At 45.7% G+C, this 17,186-nt stretch carries 17 protein-coding genes and 1 pseudogene; 7 read left to right on the top strand and 11 right to left on the bottom strand.

Translation table 11 applies throughout. The features are described from left to right. From CVP04_RS11275 to mobA, 7 genes and pseudogenes are all read right to left on the bottom strand, one after another. Positions 1–241, bottom strand: a pseudogene (locus tag CVP04_RS11275) (hypothetical protein); the annotation flags it as partial. 23 nt (positions 242–264) lie between these two features. Further along, a complete protein-coding gene (locus CVP04_RS11270; protein WP_100297609.1) occupies positions 265–1,653 on the bottom strand; it encodes a porin family protein in 1,389 nt (462 codons plus the stop codon). Positions 1,654–1,803: 150 nt separating this feature from the next. Continuing rightward, the gene (locus tag CVP04_RS11265) at positions 1,804–3,495 is read right to left on the bottom strand and encodes a fructose-specific PTS transporter subunit EIIC (protein WP_100297608.1); all 1,692 of its coding nucleotides are present in this window, start codon (positions 3,493–3,495) and stop codon (positions 1,804–1,806) included. Between the two features lie 4 nt (positions 3,496–3,499). After that, a complete protein-coding gene (gene fruK, locus CVP04_RS11260; protein ID WP_100297607.1) occupies positions 3,500–4,441 on the bottom strand; it encodes a 1-phosphofructokinase in 942 nt (313 codons plus the stop codon). A 2-nt stretch (positions 4,442–4,443) separates the two neighbouring features. After that, complete coding sequence (gene fruB / locus CVP04_RS11255; RefSeq protein WP_100297606.1) at positions 4,444–5,958, bottom strand: fused PTS fructose transporter subunit IIA/HPr protein; 1,515 nt, start codon at positions 5,956–5,958, stop codon at positions 4,444–4,446. 117 nt (positions 5,959–6,075) lie between these two features. Further along, the gene (locus CVP04_RS11250; protein ID WP_100297605.1) at positions 6,076–6,594 is read right to left on the bottom strand and encodes a hypothetical protein; all 519 of its coding nucleotides are present in this window, start codon (positions 6,592–6,594) and stop codon (positions 6,076–6,078) included. 77 nt (positions 6,595–6,671) lie between these two features. Next, positions 6,672–7,253 carry a molybdenum cofactor guanylyltransferase MobA gene (gene mobA, locus CVP04_RS11245; RefSeq protein ID WP_100297604.1) on the bottom strand — a complete coding sequence of 194 codons (582 nt, stop codon included), beginning with the start codon at positions 7,251–7,253 and terminating at the stop codon, positions 6,672–6,674. A gap of 64 nt (positions 7,254–7,317) precedes the next feature. On the opposite strand from mobA, the gene CVP04_RS11240 reads away from it, so the two are divergent. The 5 genes from CVP04_RS11240 to CVP04_RS11220 all read left to right on the top strand — a co-directional run bounded on the left by CVP04_RS11240 (position 7,318) and on the right by CVP04_RS11220 (position 10,589). Then, positions 7,318–7,584 (top strand): YihD family protein, encoded by a 267-nt coding sequence (locus CVP04_RS11240; RefSeq protein ID WP_100297603.1) that lies wholly within the window; start codon positions 7,318–7,320, stop codon positions 7,582–7,584. A gap of 23 nt (positions 7,585–7,607) precedes the next feature. Then, entirely contained in the window at positions 7,608–8,240 is a 633-nt protein-coding gene (dsbA, locus tag CVP04_RS11235; RefSeq protein ID WP_100297602.1) for a thiol:disulfide interchange protein DsbA, read from the top strand. 51 nt (positions 8,241–8,291) lie between these two features. Further along, on the top strand, positions 8,292–8,621 hold the full coding sequence (locus tag CVP04_RS11230; RefSeq protein ID WP_100297601.1) for a MaoP family protein: 330 nt from the start codon (positions 8,292–8,294) through the stop codon (positions 8,619–8,621). A gap of 115 nt (positions 8,622–8,736) precedes the next feature. Then, the gene (gene trmA, locus CVP04_RS11225) at positions 8,737–9,834 is read left to right on the top strand and encodes a tRNA (uridine(54)-C5)-methyltransferase TrmA (protein ID WP_100297600.1); all 1,098 of its coding nucleotides are present in this window, start codon (positions 8,737–8,739) and stop codon (positions 9,832–9,834) included. Next, complete coding sequence (locus tag CVP04_RS11220; RefSeq protein WP_423738307.1) at positions 9,831–10,589, top strand: class I SAM-dependent methyltransferase; 759 nt, start codon at positions 9,831–9,833, stop codon at positions 10,587–10,589. The genes trmA and CVP04_RS11220 overlap by 4 nt, the downstream gene beginning before the upstream one ends. Positions 10,590–10,615: 26 nt before the next feature. On the opposite strand, the gene lptD is transcribed toward CVP04_RS11220, so the two are convergent. After that, positions 10,616–12,961: an LPS assembly protein LptD gene (gene lptD / locus CVP04_RS11215; RefSeq protein WP_100297598.1), complete on the bottom strand. Its 2,346-nt coding sequence runs from the start codon at positions 12,959–12,961 to the stop codon at positions 10,616–10,618. Between the two features lie 187 nt (positions 12,962–13,148). Further along, positions 13,149–13,706 carry a DNA-3-methyladenine glycosylase I gene (locus CVP04_RS11210; RefSeq protein WP_100297597.1) on the bottom strand — a complete coding sequence of 186 codons (558 nt, stop codon included), beginning with the start codon at positions 13,704–13,706 and terminating at the stop codon, positions 13,149–13,151. Between the two features lie 184 nt (positions 13,707–13,890). Here CVP04_RS11210 and tal point away from each other — a divergent pair, with 184 nt between their 5' ends. Continuing rightward, entirely contained in the window at positions 13,891–14,844 is a 954-nt protein-coding gene (gene tal / locus CVP04_RS11205) for a transaldolase (RefSeq protein ID WP_100297596.1), read from the top strand. A gap of 181 nt (positions 14,845–15,025) precedes the next feature. Continuing rightward, positions 15,026–15,676, top strand: coding sequence for a YagU family protein (locus tag CVP04_RS11200; protein ID WP_100297595.1), 651 nt, complete (start codon positions 15,026–15,028; stop codon positions 15,674–15,676). Positions 15,677–15,863: 187 nt separating this feature from the next. On the opposite strand, the gene CVP04_RS11195 is transcribed toward CVP04_RS11200, so the two are convergent. Both CVP04_RS11195 and CVP04_RS11190 read right to left on the bottom strand, forming a co-directional pair. Then, positions 15,864–16,325, bottom strand: a complete 462-nt coding sequence (locus CVP04_RS11195) for an NUDIX domain-containing protein (protein WP_100297594.1) — start codon at positions 16,323–16,325, stop codon at positions 15,864–15,866. Positions 16,326–16,327: 2 nt separating this feature from the next. Next, the gene (locus CVP04_RS11190) at positions 16,328–17,026 is read right to left on the bottom strand and encodes a pseudouridine synthase (protein WP_100297593.1); all 699 of its coding nucleotides are present in this window, start codon (positions 17,024–17,026) and stop codon (positions 16,328–16,330) included. Positions 17,027–17,186 lie beyond the last annotated feature (160 nt).

Below are 17,186 nucleotides of genomic sequence, written 5' to 3'. Positions count from 1 at the left end.
CAGGCTGCTGCGGTACGGAGGGTTGTTTTTCTTCGACCTTTGGTGTTTGCACTGTCGGTTTGTTTTCTTCCGCTTTTGGTGCCGAATTATTCGGCGCGGTTGATTTTTTATTTTCAACAAACGGCTTTTTCTCTGCATTTGGCGAATGGTTAGGCTCATTATGACCTCCGCCGCCACCGCTACATCCGATTAATGAGATGGAAAATAAAGCGATTAATGATAATTTTGTAATAGTTTTCATTGTTTCCCCTGTTAAAAAATATATTAAAATGTTTTAGTCAACGTAAGTAAAATTTGATTTTTATTGACTTGGTAAAGCGGGTTATTACTTTTTACACGGTGATAATTCCAAGTAATTTTAGGCGTAATTCCCCATAAATGAATGCCTCGGTGCCAAACGGAAAGGCTACCGCCGAATTCATTATTTTTTTGCCGCACTTTATAAAAAGACGGTGCAAAATCGCTTATTTCGCGCATCGGCGCGTAGTAATGTCTCCACGCATAATGCATTTCTAGTCTAGTTGAAATGCCCAGTCCCCATTCTTGCCCCCACGCGATTCGCACGGCAGGGCGACGATATTGATAAACTTTTTTCCGTGTCGATTTACGATGATAATTTGCGCCCAACATCCAATATTGTTTACTGTTCGGAAGATAAAATAATGACAATGCGGCGAATGCCGAATTACCGTCCAATTCATTTCTGTCGATATAATTCAACTTGGAATATTCTGTTGCGAGTACGGTTTTCCAATTCGAATTAAGCCAATGTTCGACAGAAAAATTGACACCGACCGCATTAAAATAACGGTGAAGCGTACCTTGAGGTGAACCTCGCTCACCACCGGCGTAAAAGGCTTGTTCGACGAAAGGTGTTAATTTCACGGTATTTTTTACATTTTGAAAACCGCCGCCAAATCCGATTTTTGCGTTAAATTCATTGTATTTTTTATTATTCCAATAATATTTACCGTCCGCTTGAATCACCGTTAATGCAAAGAAATGATCGTTTATCAGCCGTTTTTTATCCGCCGATAACATATAGCCGAAACCTTGGGCTTTTTCTTTTTCGGTCGAAAAAGTCCAATTTTCCACTTGATTATCTTTCGGCGAATTGTTGATATTCGGCTCGTTTAAATAAGTTAAACTTCCGTCGATATCCCATTGTTCTTGGCGAATTAATTGCCCTTTATAAAAGGCAATGGTCTGTTGGAGCAACGGCAATTTAACTTCGGTGTTTAGTTTATCGAATTGATATTCCGCCGCAGTATATTGCTTGTTATCAAATAATGCCATTGCTAATTGTAATCTTGCCGAAAATAATTCCGGCGACGCACTGATAAGTCGTCGATATAAGTCGATAGCACGGCTTAAATCACCTTCTTTTCTTGCTAATGCCGCTTTTATCCACAAAGATAAAACGGGATCTTGAAAAGCTTGTTTTTGGTATATCGGTCGTAATAATGCCACGCCTTTTAAATCATTACGGTGCAATGATGATAATAGCATCTGTGCTAACAGTTCCGGTTCCCGTGCTAATTGCTCCGGCGTTAGATTAATTTTGTTGTTTGCCATATCGGAAAATGAGCTAACGGAGTTAGCGAGAGAATAGCCGCAGCTCAATGCCAATAAAAGCAGTAAATATTTTTTCACAGTTGTTTCAAGGTCAATAAATTAGGGCGGGTATCCTATGCCTAATTTAGATGAAGGACAACTCCGATGAGTGAAGTTTTGTAGAAAATAAGTTTCAAATGAAAAACGCCCGACGATTTATCGGGCGTTTGATTTTAAAAGTGCGGTCGATTATTCTGCGATTTTCGGTTTGATCACGGAATAAATTACGCCGGTCACAACCGAGCCGATGGCGATTGCCGCCAAGTACATCAACGGTTGTGAAACGAACGGAATCACGAATAAACCGCCGTGCGGTGCTTGTAATCCGATAGATAAACCTAAGGAAATCGCGCCGGCGGTCGCGCCGCCAAGGATACTGGATACGATCACGCGAACCGGATCCGCCGCAACGAACGGTAACGCCCCTTCGGAAATAAAGCATAGACCTAACACAAACGAAGCTTTACCCGCGTCGCGTTGGTTTGCGGTGAATTTATTGCGCGCAATGATGGTCGCGATTGCCATTCCGATCGGTGGAACCATACCCGCCGCCATTACTGCAGCCATTGGTGTGTATTGTCCGGAAGCGATTAAGCCGACACCGAAAGTATAAGCCGCTTTGTTAATCGGACCGCCCATATCGGTACACATCATCGCGCCCAATACCGCACCCAATAAAATCGCGTTGGCTTGACCCATTGTGTTCAACCAATTCACTAAGCCGTCCATTAAGGCTTTAACCGGCGGGTTAATGAAATAAACCATCGCCAAGCCGACAATGGCCGAACCCAACAACGGTAAAATTAAAATCGGTTTTAACGAGCTTAAACTTGCCGGTAATTGAATCGCATCATTTAAGAATTTCACCACATAACCCGCAAGGAACCCGGCAACGATACCACCTAAAATCCCCGCGCCGGCAGAAGTGGCTAACATCCCGCCGATAAGACCGACCGCAAGCCCCGGGCGATCTGCAATGGAAAACGCCACATAACCGGCAAATACGGCGATCATTAAGTGGAACGCCGCGCCGCCACCGATATCCATTAAGGCTTTCGGCAAGCCGCCGGCAATGCTTTCGTCTTTGAAGGCTTCGATACCGAACATAAAGGAAATCGCGATTAATAAACCGCCCGCAACCACTAACGGCAACATATGAGACACACCGGTCATCAAATGTTTATACAAGCCTTTTTTCTCCTCTTTTGCGTCTTCGCCGCCCGCTGTATTCACGGCGGTTTTCGCGCTGTAGATTTTCGCTTCTTTAAAAGCTTTTTCAAATTCTTGCGCGGTTTTCTTCAAAGCTAAACCGGTTGAAGTGCGATACATCGGTTTACCTTCGAATTTGCTTAAATCCACATCAATGTCTGCGGCAATAAAGACTAAATCCGCCGCGGCGACATCTTCGGCGGAAATGATATTGCTGGAACCCACTTGACCGCGCGTTTCCACTTTCACGTTCCAACCTTGTTTTTTCGCATATTCGGAAATGGCTTCCGCCGACATAAAGGTGTGCGCTACACCTGTCGGACAAGCGGTAACCGCAACGATATTTTTCGCACCGCTTGCGGAAATGCCTTGAATTTCCACCGCACTTTCCGCTGCGCCTTCAACCGGCACATAATCTGCCGCTTGCGCGATAGCTTGTTGTACGGCATTTTCCGGCGCGTTAAAAGCTTGTTCGCAATCCGCGACAAAGGCTTTTTTACCGGCAAACGCCGCGTTATTCGGCATTTCGCCGAAGGCAACGACCAGTTCCGCTTGCGCCGCGTCGGTCACGATTTGATGACCTTGTTGTTTTGCCGCCGTGGCAACCACTTGATTTAATAAGAACGCTTTCGCATTTCCTATTCCGGCACCTTGAGTGAGGAAAATTTTCATTGTTTTACCCTTCAATTAGTTGAATTTTAACGTTTTTTAAGATTGGTTCCAGCAAGGCAACATCACTAACGCCCACGTTACTTTGCGAAACGGCAAAAGCGGACACCGCGCTGGCGAACGCTAAGCTGTCTTGCTGAGATAAGCCGTTGGTTAAACCGTAAATTAATCCCGCGACCATTGAATCGCCGGCGCCTACCGTGCTGACGACGTTTTCACATTTCGGCGGTTGCGCGCGCACGATTGCGCTATCGCTTAACCAAAGCGAACCTTCCGCGCCCATTGAAATGATCACGTTCGCAATACCTTGCGCTTTCAGTTTTTTCGCGGCGTCGACAATATCGTCCAACGTCGGCAAGGAATGTCCGATCCAAGCTTCAAGCTCGCGATGATTCGGTTTTACCAACCAAGGATTCGCGCTTAAACCGGCGGTTAATGCGGCGTTACTGCTGTCTAATACCACTTTCACTCCGGCTTGATGTAATTGTTTCAGCCATTCGGCGAACAATTCCGGCGTGACGCCGCGCGGTAAGCTACCGCATACCGCAACAATGTCGAAGTCTTGGCAATACGCTAAAGACGCCGCGACAAACTCTTGCCACGCTTGGGCGGAAATTTCGTAACCGAGGAAGTTCAAATCGGTAACATCGGCATCGGTTTCGGTAATTTTTACGTTAATGCGCGTTTTGCCCGCAACTCGTTGAAATTTATCTTCCAATCCGGTTTTTTTGAACATCGTTTCAAAATCACCCGCATTGTCTTGACCGAGAAAACCGCCCACGGCAACATCCACGCCCAAATCTTTCAAGACTTTCGCGACGTTAATGCCTTTGCCCGCCGGAAATAATCCTAAGGTTTCAACGGTATTCACTTCGCCCAATTCAATGCGTTTTAGTCGCCCGACCAAATCATAGGCGGCATTTAAAGTAATGGTTGCAACTTTCGCCATTGTTATTCTCCCAATCCCGCTTCAATCACCGCTTTAATGCCTTCGATAGCTTTCGCCGCTTCTTCGCCGCTTACGACAAAACGTAAACGATGACCTTTCACCGCACCAAGCGCAACGATTTTCATTAAACTTTTCGCGCTGACTAATTGTCCTTCGCGATCAAGGTTTTGCACGGCAACGGATGCACTATATTTTTTCACCTCATTGACCAACACCGCCGCCGGGCGCGCGTGCAAGCCGTGTTCGTTTTTAATTACGAATACGCCTTCTACGCTATCGGTCGGCACGTCTTGCGCCTGTTCTTGTACGTTCGGTTGAATATGTTGTTCGATCACTTCAATGCTGTCCGCTTCTTGCGGCGGCACGGCGGAAACCGTTTCACCCAATCCTTCGGTGATCACTTTGCCGATGCTTTCCAAGGCGGCGCGTGCATCTTCGCCTTCGGCGATAAAGCGTAAACGATGACCTTGGGTTACGCCGAGCGCCACCAATTTCATCAAGCTTTTCGCACTAACCGGTGCACCGGCGCGACTGAGATTTTCTACGGTAATTTTCGCATTGAATTTTTTCACTTCATTGACCAATACCGCCGCAGGACGTGCGTGTAAGCCGTGTTCGTTGCGAATAGTGAAAGTGCCGATAACGGAACCCGCCACCGGAGCGCTTTCCGTCGTATTGTCGGCGGTCGCCGCTTGTGTTTGAACGCCGTTTAACGCTGCTAAAATTTGTTCGGCATCGCCGTTCAATAAGACTTGTTGCACGTCATTTTCCAACAAACGCGCCAATGTCGGATTGATTTGATCATTAACGGCAGCAACAGTTAATACTGCGTTGATAGGTTTGCCGTTATGCGTGAAAGCGCTTTTCGTACGGCTAAACGCAAGGGCATTTTTTTCGTTTCCGGCAACCGCATCGGTGATCCATAAACCGTTACCCAACGGCAACGCAGGATTGGCGATCACTTCGGAAACAAAGCGATTATCCACCGCACTTTGTTGCTGTAATTTGCCGGCGTTGATCGCGATAAGCGTCAATAGGCTTTCGGTATCCACCGCTAAACTCAAGGTTTCGGCGTTAACGGAGAATTCTTCTTCGCCCATTAAAATCGCACGGAATTGTTTCACGTCTTGCAAGGTTGCTAATTTCGCCGCTTTGTCTTCGTCGCCCAAAACGTGCGTCAGTTGACGTAATAGCGCCAAATGTTCATCGGAGCGCGCCGCAATACCGATCACCACATAAGCGGTGTTGCCTTCGCCCCATTCGATCCCTTGCGGGAATTGGAAAATTTGTACGCCGGTATTTTTCACCATCGAACGGGTATCCAACGTACCGTGCGGAATGGCGATTCCGTTGCCTAAAAAGGTTGAGGTTTGGGTTTCGCGTTCCAACATTCCTTGTAAATAACCGCTTTCCACATAACCGGCTTGCTCCAATGCGTTTGCCGCTAATTGAATGGCTTGCTGTTTGTCGTTTGCTTGCGCCGACAAATGAATGTTGTTTTCCGGTAAATTAAACATTCTTTCTCCTCATTTTCGTATCATATTGATTTTACTGCGGTTTATAAATGCAAAAACCTTTCAGCTTTGGTTAAAATAAAAAATTGTCGGTATGTTGCCATACCGACACGAAAAGCGTCATTTCCCCGTACAGATTTTTAAGATCTGTTCGCTACCTTGGGTAATATATTCGTCATTTTCCGACCGCACTTTGTCTTTTTGCAGATCCAACATTGCGTCATAAATCCCTTGCGTTGCGCTCGGTTGATCGATGTGACTCCAACAATTCGCATTTAAGCGATTGAAATTATTTTGCAGTTCCGCTGCAAACACCACGCCGCTGTAATAAGCATACACATTGCTGTCGTGACCGCCTTGATATAAGTTTGTTTTGATTTGTTCGACCGGCACTAAAATGCGACCCAAATACCAGTCGTTTGCGCCGCTACCGAAAGAATTGACGTCGTAATCTTGGTTCACTCTGCCGCGATAGGTTTCTACGGTGGCGGCGTAAGCGGTGGCGTAGGATTTTTGATCGATTTTGTCTTTATCCAAATCGATCACCGGTTTTTTGTCTCCCATAAACGGAATATAGGATGAAACGGAACAACCGCACAATACGGCGGTAAAAAAGAGAACGGATAGTTTTTTCAACATTTTATTTTTCCTGAAACGTAGCTAATACCCGCATTATACTGATTATATGTGCGATAACAAAGCGGAGAATCGCAGATTTACGCAGAAAGCGGTGTTTTCAAATCTTCCGGCGTATTCACGTTCAAAAAAGCCTGCTTTTGCTCGTTAAAATAAACGGCGACGGCGTGCTGCTCGCGCAGAAATTGCAGAATTTTGCGTTGATCTTGTTGCAAATAACGGGCTAACGGATCTTTTAACGAGGTTGCAAGTAAACAGCAGGTCGGATGTTCCCGTTCGCCGTCGTGCGCATAGGCGGCAAAAACTTGCCGATTTTCCACCGCACTTTGCAATTTTTCCGCCAAATCCAACGGCAAAAACGGCGTATCGCAAGGCGCGAACAGGACGAAATCCGTGGTCGCGCGCTCAAGTGCGGTCAACATTCCGCTCAATGGTCCTTGAAAGCCGCTTAATTCATCGGCAAAAACAGGCAATCCGCTTTGCGCATAACGCGCTTGATTTCGATTGGCATTGACGGAAATTTGTTCCACTTGCGCTTGCAAACGTTGATAAACCCGCATAAATAATGGCTCGCCGTGAAAAAGTTGTAAGCCTTTATCCGCGCCGCCCATTCGTTTGGCTTGCCCACCGGCTAAAATTACCGCGCTAATTGTGATTGTCATATTTTCTTCTAATCTTAATTGAAGTATGATCGACTGTATTGTTATACATAATAAGGAAAACTTTATGAAATGTCATCGCTTAAACGAAGTGCTGGAACTTTTACAGCCATATTGGTCTAATGATCCGGATTTGCATTTAACTCAGATTCTGCAAAAAATTGCGGATGAAGCGGGATTTGACAAACCGGTGGCGGAATTAACCGACGAAGTGATCATTTATCATTTGAAAATGTTCGGCACGGATAAACACGAACCCATTCCGGGCATTAAAAAAGATTATGAAGAAGACTTCAAAACCGCGTTATTAAAAGCGCGCGGCATTATTAAATAATTAGTTTAAATTTGAGGATTAAAATGAAAAAAGTTCTTTTTGCATTACTTTCCGCATTAGCGATTGCAAACGTGCAAGCGGCGGATTTAACGGAAGGCAAACAATATATCGAATTAAAAACGGAACGCGCTGTGCAACCGGAAGTGGTGGAATTCTTCTCCTTCTATTGCCCGCATTGTTATTCCTTCGAAATGGAATACGGAATTCCGGAAAAAGTTAAAAATGCCTTACCTGAAGGTACGACGTTTAAACAATACCACGTTAGCTTTTTAGGCTTTCAATCGGAAAATTTAACCCGCGCGTGGGCGTTGGCAATGGCATTGGGCGTTGAAGATAAAGTGAAAGCGCCTTTATTCGAAGCGGCGCAAGCAGCGGTTAAAGCACGTAATCAAAATGAACCTTCAGCCGATGCCGTGCGCAAGATTTTCTTGGATAACGGTGTTACGGCGGAGCAATTCGACGGCGGATTAAACAGTTTCGCGGTAAACGGTTTGGTCAGCGAACAAGTAAAAGCGGCGGAACGTTTGCAAGTGCACGGCGTGCCGGATTTTTACGTTAACGAGAAATTCCGCGTCAATCCGGAAGGTTTAGCGCGTACACCGGAAGGTTTTGTGCAAGATTATGTGGAAACCGTAAAAGGTTTATTGCAAAAATAGTAAAAAATTGATTTAATGCGTGCCGATTTTAAATTGATAGTTGAGGATACTATGGCTGAAAGTTTTAGCGTTACACGTCGTTTTTTCGACGATAAAAATTATCCGCGCGGTTTTTCCCGTCACGGCGATTACACCATTAAAGAATCTCAAGCATTAGAACAATACGGTCAAGCATTCAAGGCGTTGGATTCGGGCGAACGCGAACCTGCAACGGCGGAAGAAAAAGCTTTTGTCGCATTTTGTCGCGGCGAACGTCCGGCGGAAACCTTCTTTGAGAAAACTTGGGACAAATACCGCTCGCGCATTTCGGCAACCAAACGCGTTTATACGCTTTCCGGCGTTGTCGGCGTGGATAATTTGGATGATTTCTCCGCAGAATAATTTCTCGCAAAACACAATAAAAGGCTTGGCATTCAAGCCTTTTTGTTTTTGTATGTTAGAATATTCCTTTCTTTAAACGAATCCCAGAAAGCGTTCAACCATAAGGTAAATTTCGATGAATAACGCCCTTCCGACAACAGATTATGATCGCTTGTTAGCGGAAAAACAGCAAAAATTGACCGCACTTTTAGCGCCCTTCGACGCACCGCCGTTACAGGTTTTCGATTCGCCGAAACAATTTTATCGGATGCGTGCGGAATTTCGCATCTGGCACGATCAAGATGATTTCTATCACATAATGTTCGATCGTCAAACCCATCGCCCTTACCGTGTGGACGATTTTCCCGCCGCGTCGCAGCTAATCAATCGAATGATGCGCGTGCTTTTGCCTTTGTTAAAACAGCAATCCGTGTTGCATCATAAATTATTTCAGATTGATTATTTAAGCACCTTAAGCGACAAGCTTATCGTCAGCTTGCTGTATCATAAAACCTTGGACGACGAATGGCAGCGCGCGGCAACCGCGCTACGCGCCGTCTTGCAAGCGCAAGGTTTCGATCTGCAACTTATCGGGCGCGCGAGCAAACAAAAAATCTGCTTGGAACAAGATTTCGTCGATGAAATTTTACCGGTCAACGGCAAAAATTACGTTTATCGCCAAGTGGAAAACAGCTTTACTCAACCAAATGCGGCGGTCAACGGCAAAATGCTGCAATGGGCGATTGAGTGCACGAAAAATTCTCACGGCGATTTATTGGAACTGTATTGCGGAAACGGCAATTTTTCTATTGCGTTGGCGCAAAATTTCCGCCAAGTGTTAGCAACGGAAATCGCCAAACCTTCCGTTGCGGCGGCGCAATTTAATATTGCGGCGAACGGCGTGGAAAATCTGCGCATTATTCGAATGTCGGCGGAAGAATTTACTCAAGCGATGAACGGCGAACGCGAATTTAATCGCTTAAAAGGCATTGATCTCAAAGCGTATGAATGTAACACCATTTTTGTCGATCCGCCGCGCGCCGGTTTGGATCCCGCAACGGTAAAATTGGTGCAAGGCTACGAACGAATTTTATATATTTCCTGCAATCCGCACACGCTTTGCGACAATTTGCAGTCTTTATGCCAAACCCACCGCATTGAAAAAGCGGCGTTGTTTGATCAATTCCCTTATACCGAACATATGGAAAGCGGCGTATGGCTCATTCGGAAATAGCAATTCAACTGATTTGCGAAACGGAAAATCGCGAAAATTTCACCGCACTTTGCGCTCAACAAGGGCTGATTCATAGCGCGGACAGCCCGCTTGCGCTAGTGCAAACCCAAGTACAAGAAGAAGTGCGGTTGGAATTACGCAAATTAGACGAACCCAAGCTCGGCGCGGTGTATGTAGATTTTGTCGGCGGCGCAATGGCACATCGGCGCAAATTCGGCGGCGGGCGTGGCGAAGCGGTGGCGAAAGCGGTGGGCATCAAAAAAGATTATCTTCCTTCGGTCATTGACGCCACGGCGGGCTTGGGGCGCGATGCTTTCGTGCTGGCGGCATTGGGTTGCCGCGTGCGTTTGATCGAACGTCATCCGGTGGTACGTTTATTATTACAAGACGGTTTGCGGCGCGCTTATGCCGATGCAGAAATCGGCGAATTAATGCAACGAACAATGCAATTATTGCCGGTTAAACAGCTAAGCGATTTAGCGCCGGACTGCGTTGCCGATGTGGTTTATTTGGATCCGATGTATCCGCATAAACAAAAAAGCGCCTTGGTAAAAAAAGAAATGCGCGTGTTTCAGCATTTGGTCGGTGCAGATTCGGACGCAGACGAATTATTAGCACCGGCATTACGCATCGCGCAAAAACGCGTGGTGGTAAAACGTCCGGATTATGCGGAATTTCTGGCAAAAAAAGCACCGCACTTTAGCCGCGAAACCAAAAATCATCGCTTTGATATTTATCTGAATCACCAAGAATAAAAAAGGCGCCGCGCGGCGCCTGATTTTTAATATAAGCTAAATGCTTGAACGTAAGGTAATTTACCTCTTTTCAGCATATTTTCAATACCGCTTTTATGGTCGTTATTACCTAAACCGCGTAATTCGAAGGTGACGCCGAAGCTGTGATCATACAGCACTTCGTCGTGGCTTTGGTTGGCGCGGCTGGTGACGTAACGTCGTGCGCCGACGCCCACCGCCCAACAACAGGCGTTATATTGTACGCCTAAATATTGTTCCACCGGTTTCTTCAAGGCGATGTCTTGATAATGTCTGCCCACCAGCGCCCAGTTATCCGACACTTCCCACGCAACCGTAACGCCCACTTGTTTGATGTCTTGGTTGTATCGGTTAATCGCCGAAGTTAAGTTTTGGTCGATGTAGGCTTGGCTGGCGTAACGATAGTTCAGTTGCACCAAATTACGTCCTTGCGGATTAAATTCTAAGGTCGTATTCGCCAAAGAGGTTTGGTTTAAACGGGTATCGTATTGATAACTTCCGCGCCAGTTCCATTTTTTATTAATGCGCCAGTTCGATTCCATCGCCCAAGAGGAGGAGGATCCGTAAGTGCTGTTGTCCGAATTGTCGTCGATACGCGAATCGCGAATGTAATAAATTTGGCCGAGAGAGAAATTAAAGCGTTCGTTCGCTTGTTTATCGTAAAAACGCGTCGTACCGCCCACGGTAAATTGGTTGGCGGAGGCGATTCGGTCTAATCCGCTGTAACGACGATCGCGGAACAAGGAATAATAATCTTGTTGCAACAACGCCGAGTCATAACCGAAACCGAGATAATCGGAGTTGAGTTTGGAACCGATATTGCTTTGATCTTTATACGGACGATACAAATATTGCACGCGCGGTTCGATGGTTTGGGTATAACCGTCGATCAAAGTTTTATTGCTTGCCAACAGGGTTTGGAAATCCACTTTCACTTGCGGTAATACACGATTAACCGAGCTTTGCACGTCTTCCGCTTTGCTGCCGGAACCTTTCTTTTGATTATAATGCGTGGCGTATAATTTGGTTTCGATATTCACGCTGCCGTAACGCGCGGACAACGGAAGATTCAAACTCGGCTCCAAATGGAAACGCCAAGCCTTCGGCATTAACGCGCTGTCATTATCAAATCGAACGGCTTGGGAAAAGAGTTTGAAATCCACTAAACCGCCCAAGGAATTTTTGTAATAATTAAAGTCGATTTGCGGCAGTGCGCGATAAGGCCCGATGTTCGCTTCGTCAAACACTTGGAATTGTTTTGCCGAAATAGACAAATTGTAATTCGGTTGATAATACGCAATACGCGCCGTTTGATCCGCATAACCGTCGGTACTGCTACCGTAATCGGAATCAAAATCGGTGAAATAACGCTTATCGCTAACACGCGTATAATCTACATTTAAACGCCAATTTTTCAAAAAGCTGGAACTGTGTTTCCAATAGAACAAATGACGCGAACGGTTGTCACCAAGATATTCGTCGTAACGATCATTGCTTAAATATTCGGCAGCGATTTTGCCTTCGCCCAAATGGGTTAAATAGCGAGTTTCGCCGTTAATTTGCCAACCGCGGTGCGACATATATTTCGGCGTAATCGTGGCGTCGAAATTCGGCGCGATGTTCCAATAAATCGGTTGCGAATACCAATAACCGTCACGGCTGGAAGTTCCCGCATTCGGAATCAATAAACCGGAACGGCGGCGATCGCCGATAGGTAATTGCAAATAAGGCGTGTAGAAAATCGGTACGCCGTGCACTTTAAAGCGCGCGTGCCACATTTCCGCGTATTCTTCTTGAATATATTGGCGCATTTCGGCGGCATCCACCGACCACGCGTTATCGTTCGGCAAGCAAGAGGTGAACGTGGCGTTTTTCATTAAACGATAATCGTCGCGCAGTTCGATTTGTTCCGCTTTACCGCGCCCTTGGCGATTCACCAGTTGATAATCGGCGTTTTGAATATCGGTATCTTTGCTGTTTAAATGAATTTTCGCCTCGCTGCCGAGCAAGTTGATTTGATTATCTTTATAATCGAATCCGCCTTGCGCATAAGCATAACGTTGCACATTATCGCCTTCGCCGGATTGCGTCACTTCCGCAACTTGCGCTTTTAAATGACGGTTTCCTTGCTTAATGTCCACATCGCCTTCATAGCGAGCATTGGTCGGTTGATTCAATTCCGCGCGATCCGCTTCAATATAAACCGGCTGATCATTCGGATTGCCTTGGACGGTTTCGCCGGTAAAACGCGGCACGCCGAGCAAACATTGTTGCCGCAGATCCGCAAAACTTTGCGAACTATAAAGTGCGGTTAAAACTGACAGAGAAAGCAGGGTAAGATAATTTTTTTTCATCTAAGTTTACCTTATGGTTAAAACCCTCGCCATTTATGACGAATAATGTGATTGAGAGAGGCGTAACCTCTTTCAATTCGGCACCTCGCGCGTATGAGACGCCGCGTGTTGAAACATCGGGTAACCGTTTTATTTATTTTGAGTGAAAATTGCTTTGATTATAAAGAAAATCAAAGCAAAAAGCATTTTATTTATGCTTGCAAGGGCAGTCGTTAAGATGATCGTCCACCAATCCCATTGACTGCATAAAGGCATAACAAGTGGTTTCGCCGACAAACACGAAGCCTTTTTTCTTTAAGGCTTTCGACAGCGCGGCAGAAACCGCCGTTTTGCTCGGAATGGCGGCAAGGTTCGGCACGTCGTTGATTTGCGGTTGATGATTCACAAACGACCAAATAAAATCGCTAAAATTTTCACCGCACTTTTCCATCGCCAAATAAGCGCGTGCATTAGTGACGATTGCCGCCAACTTAGCACGATGACAAATCAAGCCTGCGTTTTGCATTAACTCATCAATATCCGTTTCCGACATTTGCGCGATTTTGTGCGGGTCGAAATGAAAAAAGGCTTGGCGATAATTCTCCCGTTTTTTCAACACGGTAATCCAAGAAAGCCCCGCTTGTTGTCCTTCCAAACATAACTTTTCGAATAATTTTATACTGTCGTATTGCGGCTTGCCCCATTCCGTATCGTGATAATTCACATAAATCGGCAGATCACCCGCCCAAGGACAACGTGTCGTCATTTTCACTCCTTATACTGTGATTAAGATCACGGTTATTTTTCGCTGATAGAATTATGATGGAACGTTAGAAATCGCCTATTACTCTTAAAGTTAAAATAGCTGTTTCATCATCACAAAGATATGTTATTGTATTAGCGTTTACAAATTATTTACAACACAATAAAGCAGACATTAGAGGAAAATTATGACTACACAATTAGAAGCCTTACGCAGTATGACCGTTGTTGTTGCCGATACCGGCGATATCGAAGCGATTAAAACTTACCGACCGCAAGACGCGACAACCAACCCGTCGCTGATTTTAAGCGCGTCGGCGTTACCGCAATATGCGCCGCTGATTGATGAGGCGATTTCCTATGCGAAAGGCAAAAGTGCGGATCCGGCGCAACAATTAATCGATGCGGAAGATAAATTGGCAGTGAACATCGGGCTGGAAATTTTAAAAATCGTGCCGGGACGCATTTCAACGGAAGTAGATGCGCGCCTTTCTTATAACACCCAAGCCACCGTTGAAAAAGCGCGTAAATTGATTGCGCTTTATAACGAAGCCGGCGTGTCGAACGATCGCATTTTGATCAAAATCGCCTCCACTTGGCAAGGTATCCGCGCAGCGGAAATTTTGGAAAAAGAAGGCATTAATTGTAACTTAACTTTATTGTTCTCCGAAGCGCAGGCGCGTGCTTGTGCGGAAGCGGGCGTGTATTTGATTTCACCGTTCGTCGGACGTATTTTGGACTGGTACAAAGCCAACGGCGAGAAAAAAGACTATGCGCCGGCAGAGGATCCGGGTGTAATTTCCGTCACCAAAATCTATAACTATTACAAACAACACGGCTATGAAACCGTCGTAATGGGCGCAAGTTTCCGTAACGTCGGCGAAATCACCGAATTGGCGGGCTGCGATCGCTTAACCATTTCACCGGGATTATTAAAAGAATTACAAGAAAATACCACCGCACTTACGCGTAAATTAAGCTATACCGGCGAAGTGAAAGCCAAACCGCAACCGCTAACCGAAAGCGAATTTTATTGGCAACATAACGCCGATGCGATGGCAGTGGAAAAATTAGCCGACGGCATTCGTAAATTTGCCGCCGACCAAGAAAAATTAGAAGCGATGTTATCGGCAAAACTCTAATTTTTTTCGGCGTTTCACCTTTCAAATAAAAGTGCGGTCGATTTGATCGCCTTTTTTATTGCCTGCATTTTCCGAAAAACCTTGACTGCACGCAAGATTAGATTAAGATCGTCGCAATTTTATTTAATTTAATTAAATAAAATTAACAGATCATTTTATTTATTTCACATCGGAGTCAATTATGTCAGGCATTTTTGCACAAACCGAACCGTCACGTCGTCGTTACGGTTTAGCCGTATTTATCGGTATCATCGCGGGAATTATTTCCGCATTCGTTAAATGGGGTGCGGAGCATCCGTTCCCGCCACGCAGCCCGAAAGATTTATTCACCGCCGCTTGTCCTCAACCGGTGTTAGACGCGTTAAACGCCGCCACCGATCAAGTCGCCGCCCACGCTAGCGCATTGGAACAATGTTCGCGCGCGTTTTTAAATCCGCCGCACGTTTTCTTGCGTGATTATATCGGTATCGATCCGACCCAAGCGGCATTCACTTTCGCTGATTACGCCTTTAACTGGATTGGCGTAACCCATATGATTTTCTCGTTGGTTTTCGCTATCGGCTATTGTATCGTTGCCGAACGTTTCCCGAAAATTAAATTCTGGCAAGGTATCGGCGCAGGTTTAATCGCCAATGTGTGCGTACACTACATCACCTTCCCGGCATTGGGTTTAACTCCGCCGGTAGCGGAATGGCCGTGGTATGAACACGTTTCCGAATTAGTCGGTCATATTTTCTGGTTCTGGACGATTGAGGTGATTCGTCGCGATTTACGCAACCGCATTACGCACGAACCGGACGCGGAAGTCCCGCTCACGCAATCTTTCCGTTAAAAAAATCGAATAAAGCTCGAATTCATCGAGCTTTCAATTTATTGACAAGGTATCCTTAAGTAGGATGGGCTTTAGCCCATCATATTGAAGTAATTATGTTTTTTGATGGGCTGAAGCCCATCAAAAAACATAAAATACGATTTAAATCAGGTTTATCATCAACCTGAAAGCTCGAATTCATCAAGCTTTATTTTTCGCCGAATTGTTCGAATAATTCCAACGGATAGCTGACGCCGCTTAAATAATCCAGAATGGATTGCGTCACCAACGGATTACGCTCGGCGTGCCCTTCTTGGCGAATATAATCTTGAAATTCCTCAAAACTTAGCCATAACCCGCCGCTAATATCCGGATCTGAGGGCTTGATCGCTGCTTGTTCCGCCAATTCGACGGCGAACACAAAACGCAAATAATCCGTTTGGCTGCGCGGCGCGTGCCATTGGTAAATTTTGATCAAGCGTTGCATTTCCGCCCGAATGCCGGTTTCCTCAAACAATTCGCGCTGTGCGCCTTGTAAAATCGTTTCGTTTTGTTCCAAATGACCCGCCGGCTGATTGAGCGTCATTTTGCCGTATTCGAATTCTTCGACAAAAAGAAATTTGCCTTGGCAATGCACCACGCAAGCCATTGTGATATTGGGTTTGTGCATAATTATTTCCTTAAATTGAGTGAACGGTAAAGTGCGGTCAATTCTGCCGACGAAATAATGCGATACTCGCCCGACGCCAAGTCGGTTAAATCGAACAGGGCGAAACCGGCGCGAATCAAGCGCAGGGTCGGAAAACCGATGTGCGCGGTCATTCGTCGCACTTGGCGGTTTTTGCCTTCGCTAATTTTGATCTCCAACCAAGAAGTCGGAATATTTTTACGTTTGCGAATCGGCGGATGACGTTGCCATAAATTTTTCGGCTCGGAAATTAACCGCACTTTGGCAGGTTGCGTCATTCCGTCTTTTAATTCTACACCGCGACGCAATCGGTTTAACGCCTGTTCGTCGGGAACGCCTTCCACTTGCGCCCAATAGGTCTTTTCGGTTTTATATTTCGGATGACTTAAGCGATGTTGAATGTCGCCGTTGTTGGTCAGCAACAACAAACCTTCGCTATCGTAATCCAAGCGTCCGGCGGCATAAATTTCGCGAATCGGAATAAAATCTTTTAAAGTGCGGCGTTGCTGTTCGTCGGTAAATTGGGTTAATACGTCAAAAGGCTTGTTAAACAACACGACTTGCGTATGCGAAAAGTCGGGCTGCGGGCGCTTTTCACCGAGATTTCGCGCCGAAGTGCGGTGATTTTTACGAAAATTTTCCGCTTTCGTTTTATTGCCCTTTGAAGGAAATTTTGCCTTCATTGAAATTTACCTTATGATTGAAACCTCGTCGGTTATGACGGATAATTTAGTCGGGCGGCGTAACGTTTTCCATTTAGGGCGACACATAGCGTAAAACACCGTATGTCGAAACATATATGTCAGTCGTTGCGGGCGAACCGAATAAAAGTATAATCTCATT

The sequence above is a fragment of the Caviibacterium pharyngocola genome (assembly GCF_002795405.1).
GTDB classification, from domain to species: Bacteria; Pseudomonadota; Gammaproteobacteria; order Enterobacterales; family Pasteurellaceae; genus Caviibacterium; species Caviibacterium pharyngocola.
Note: the sequence above shows the minus strand (reverse complement) of the source record. Positions and strands in the feature narration are given on the sequence as shown.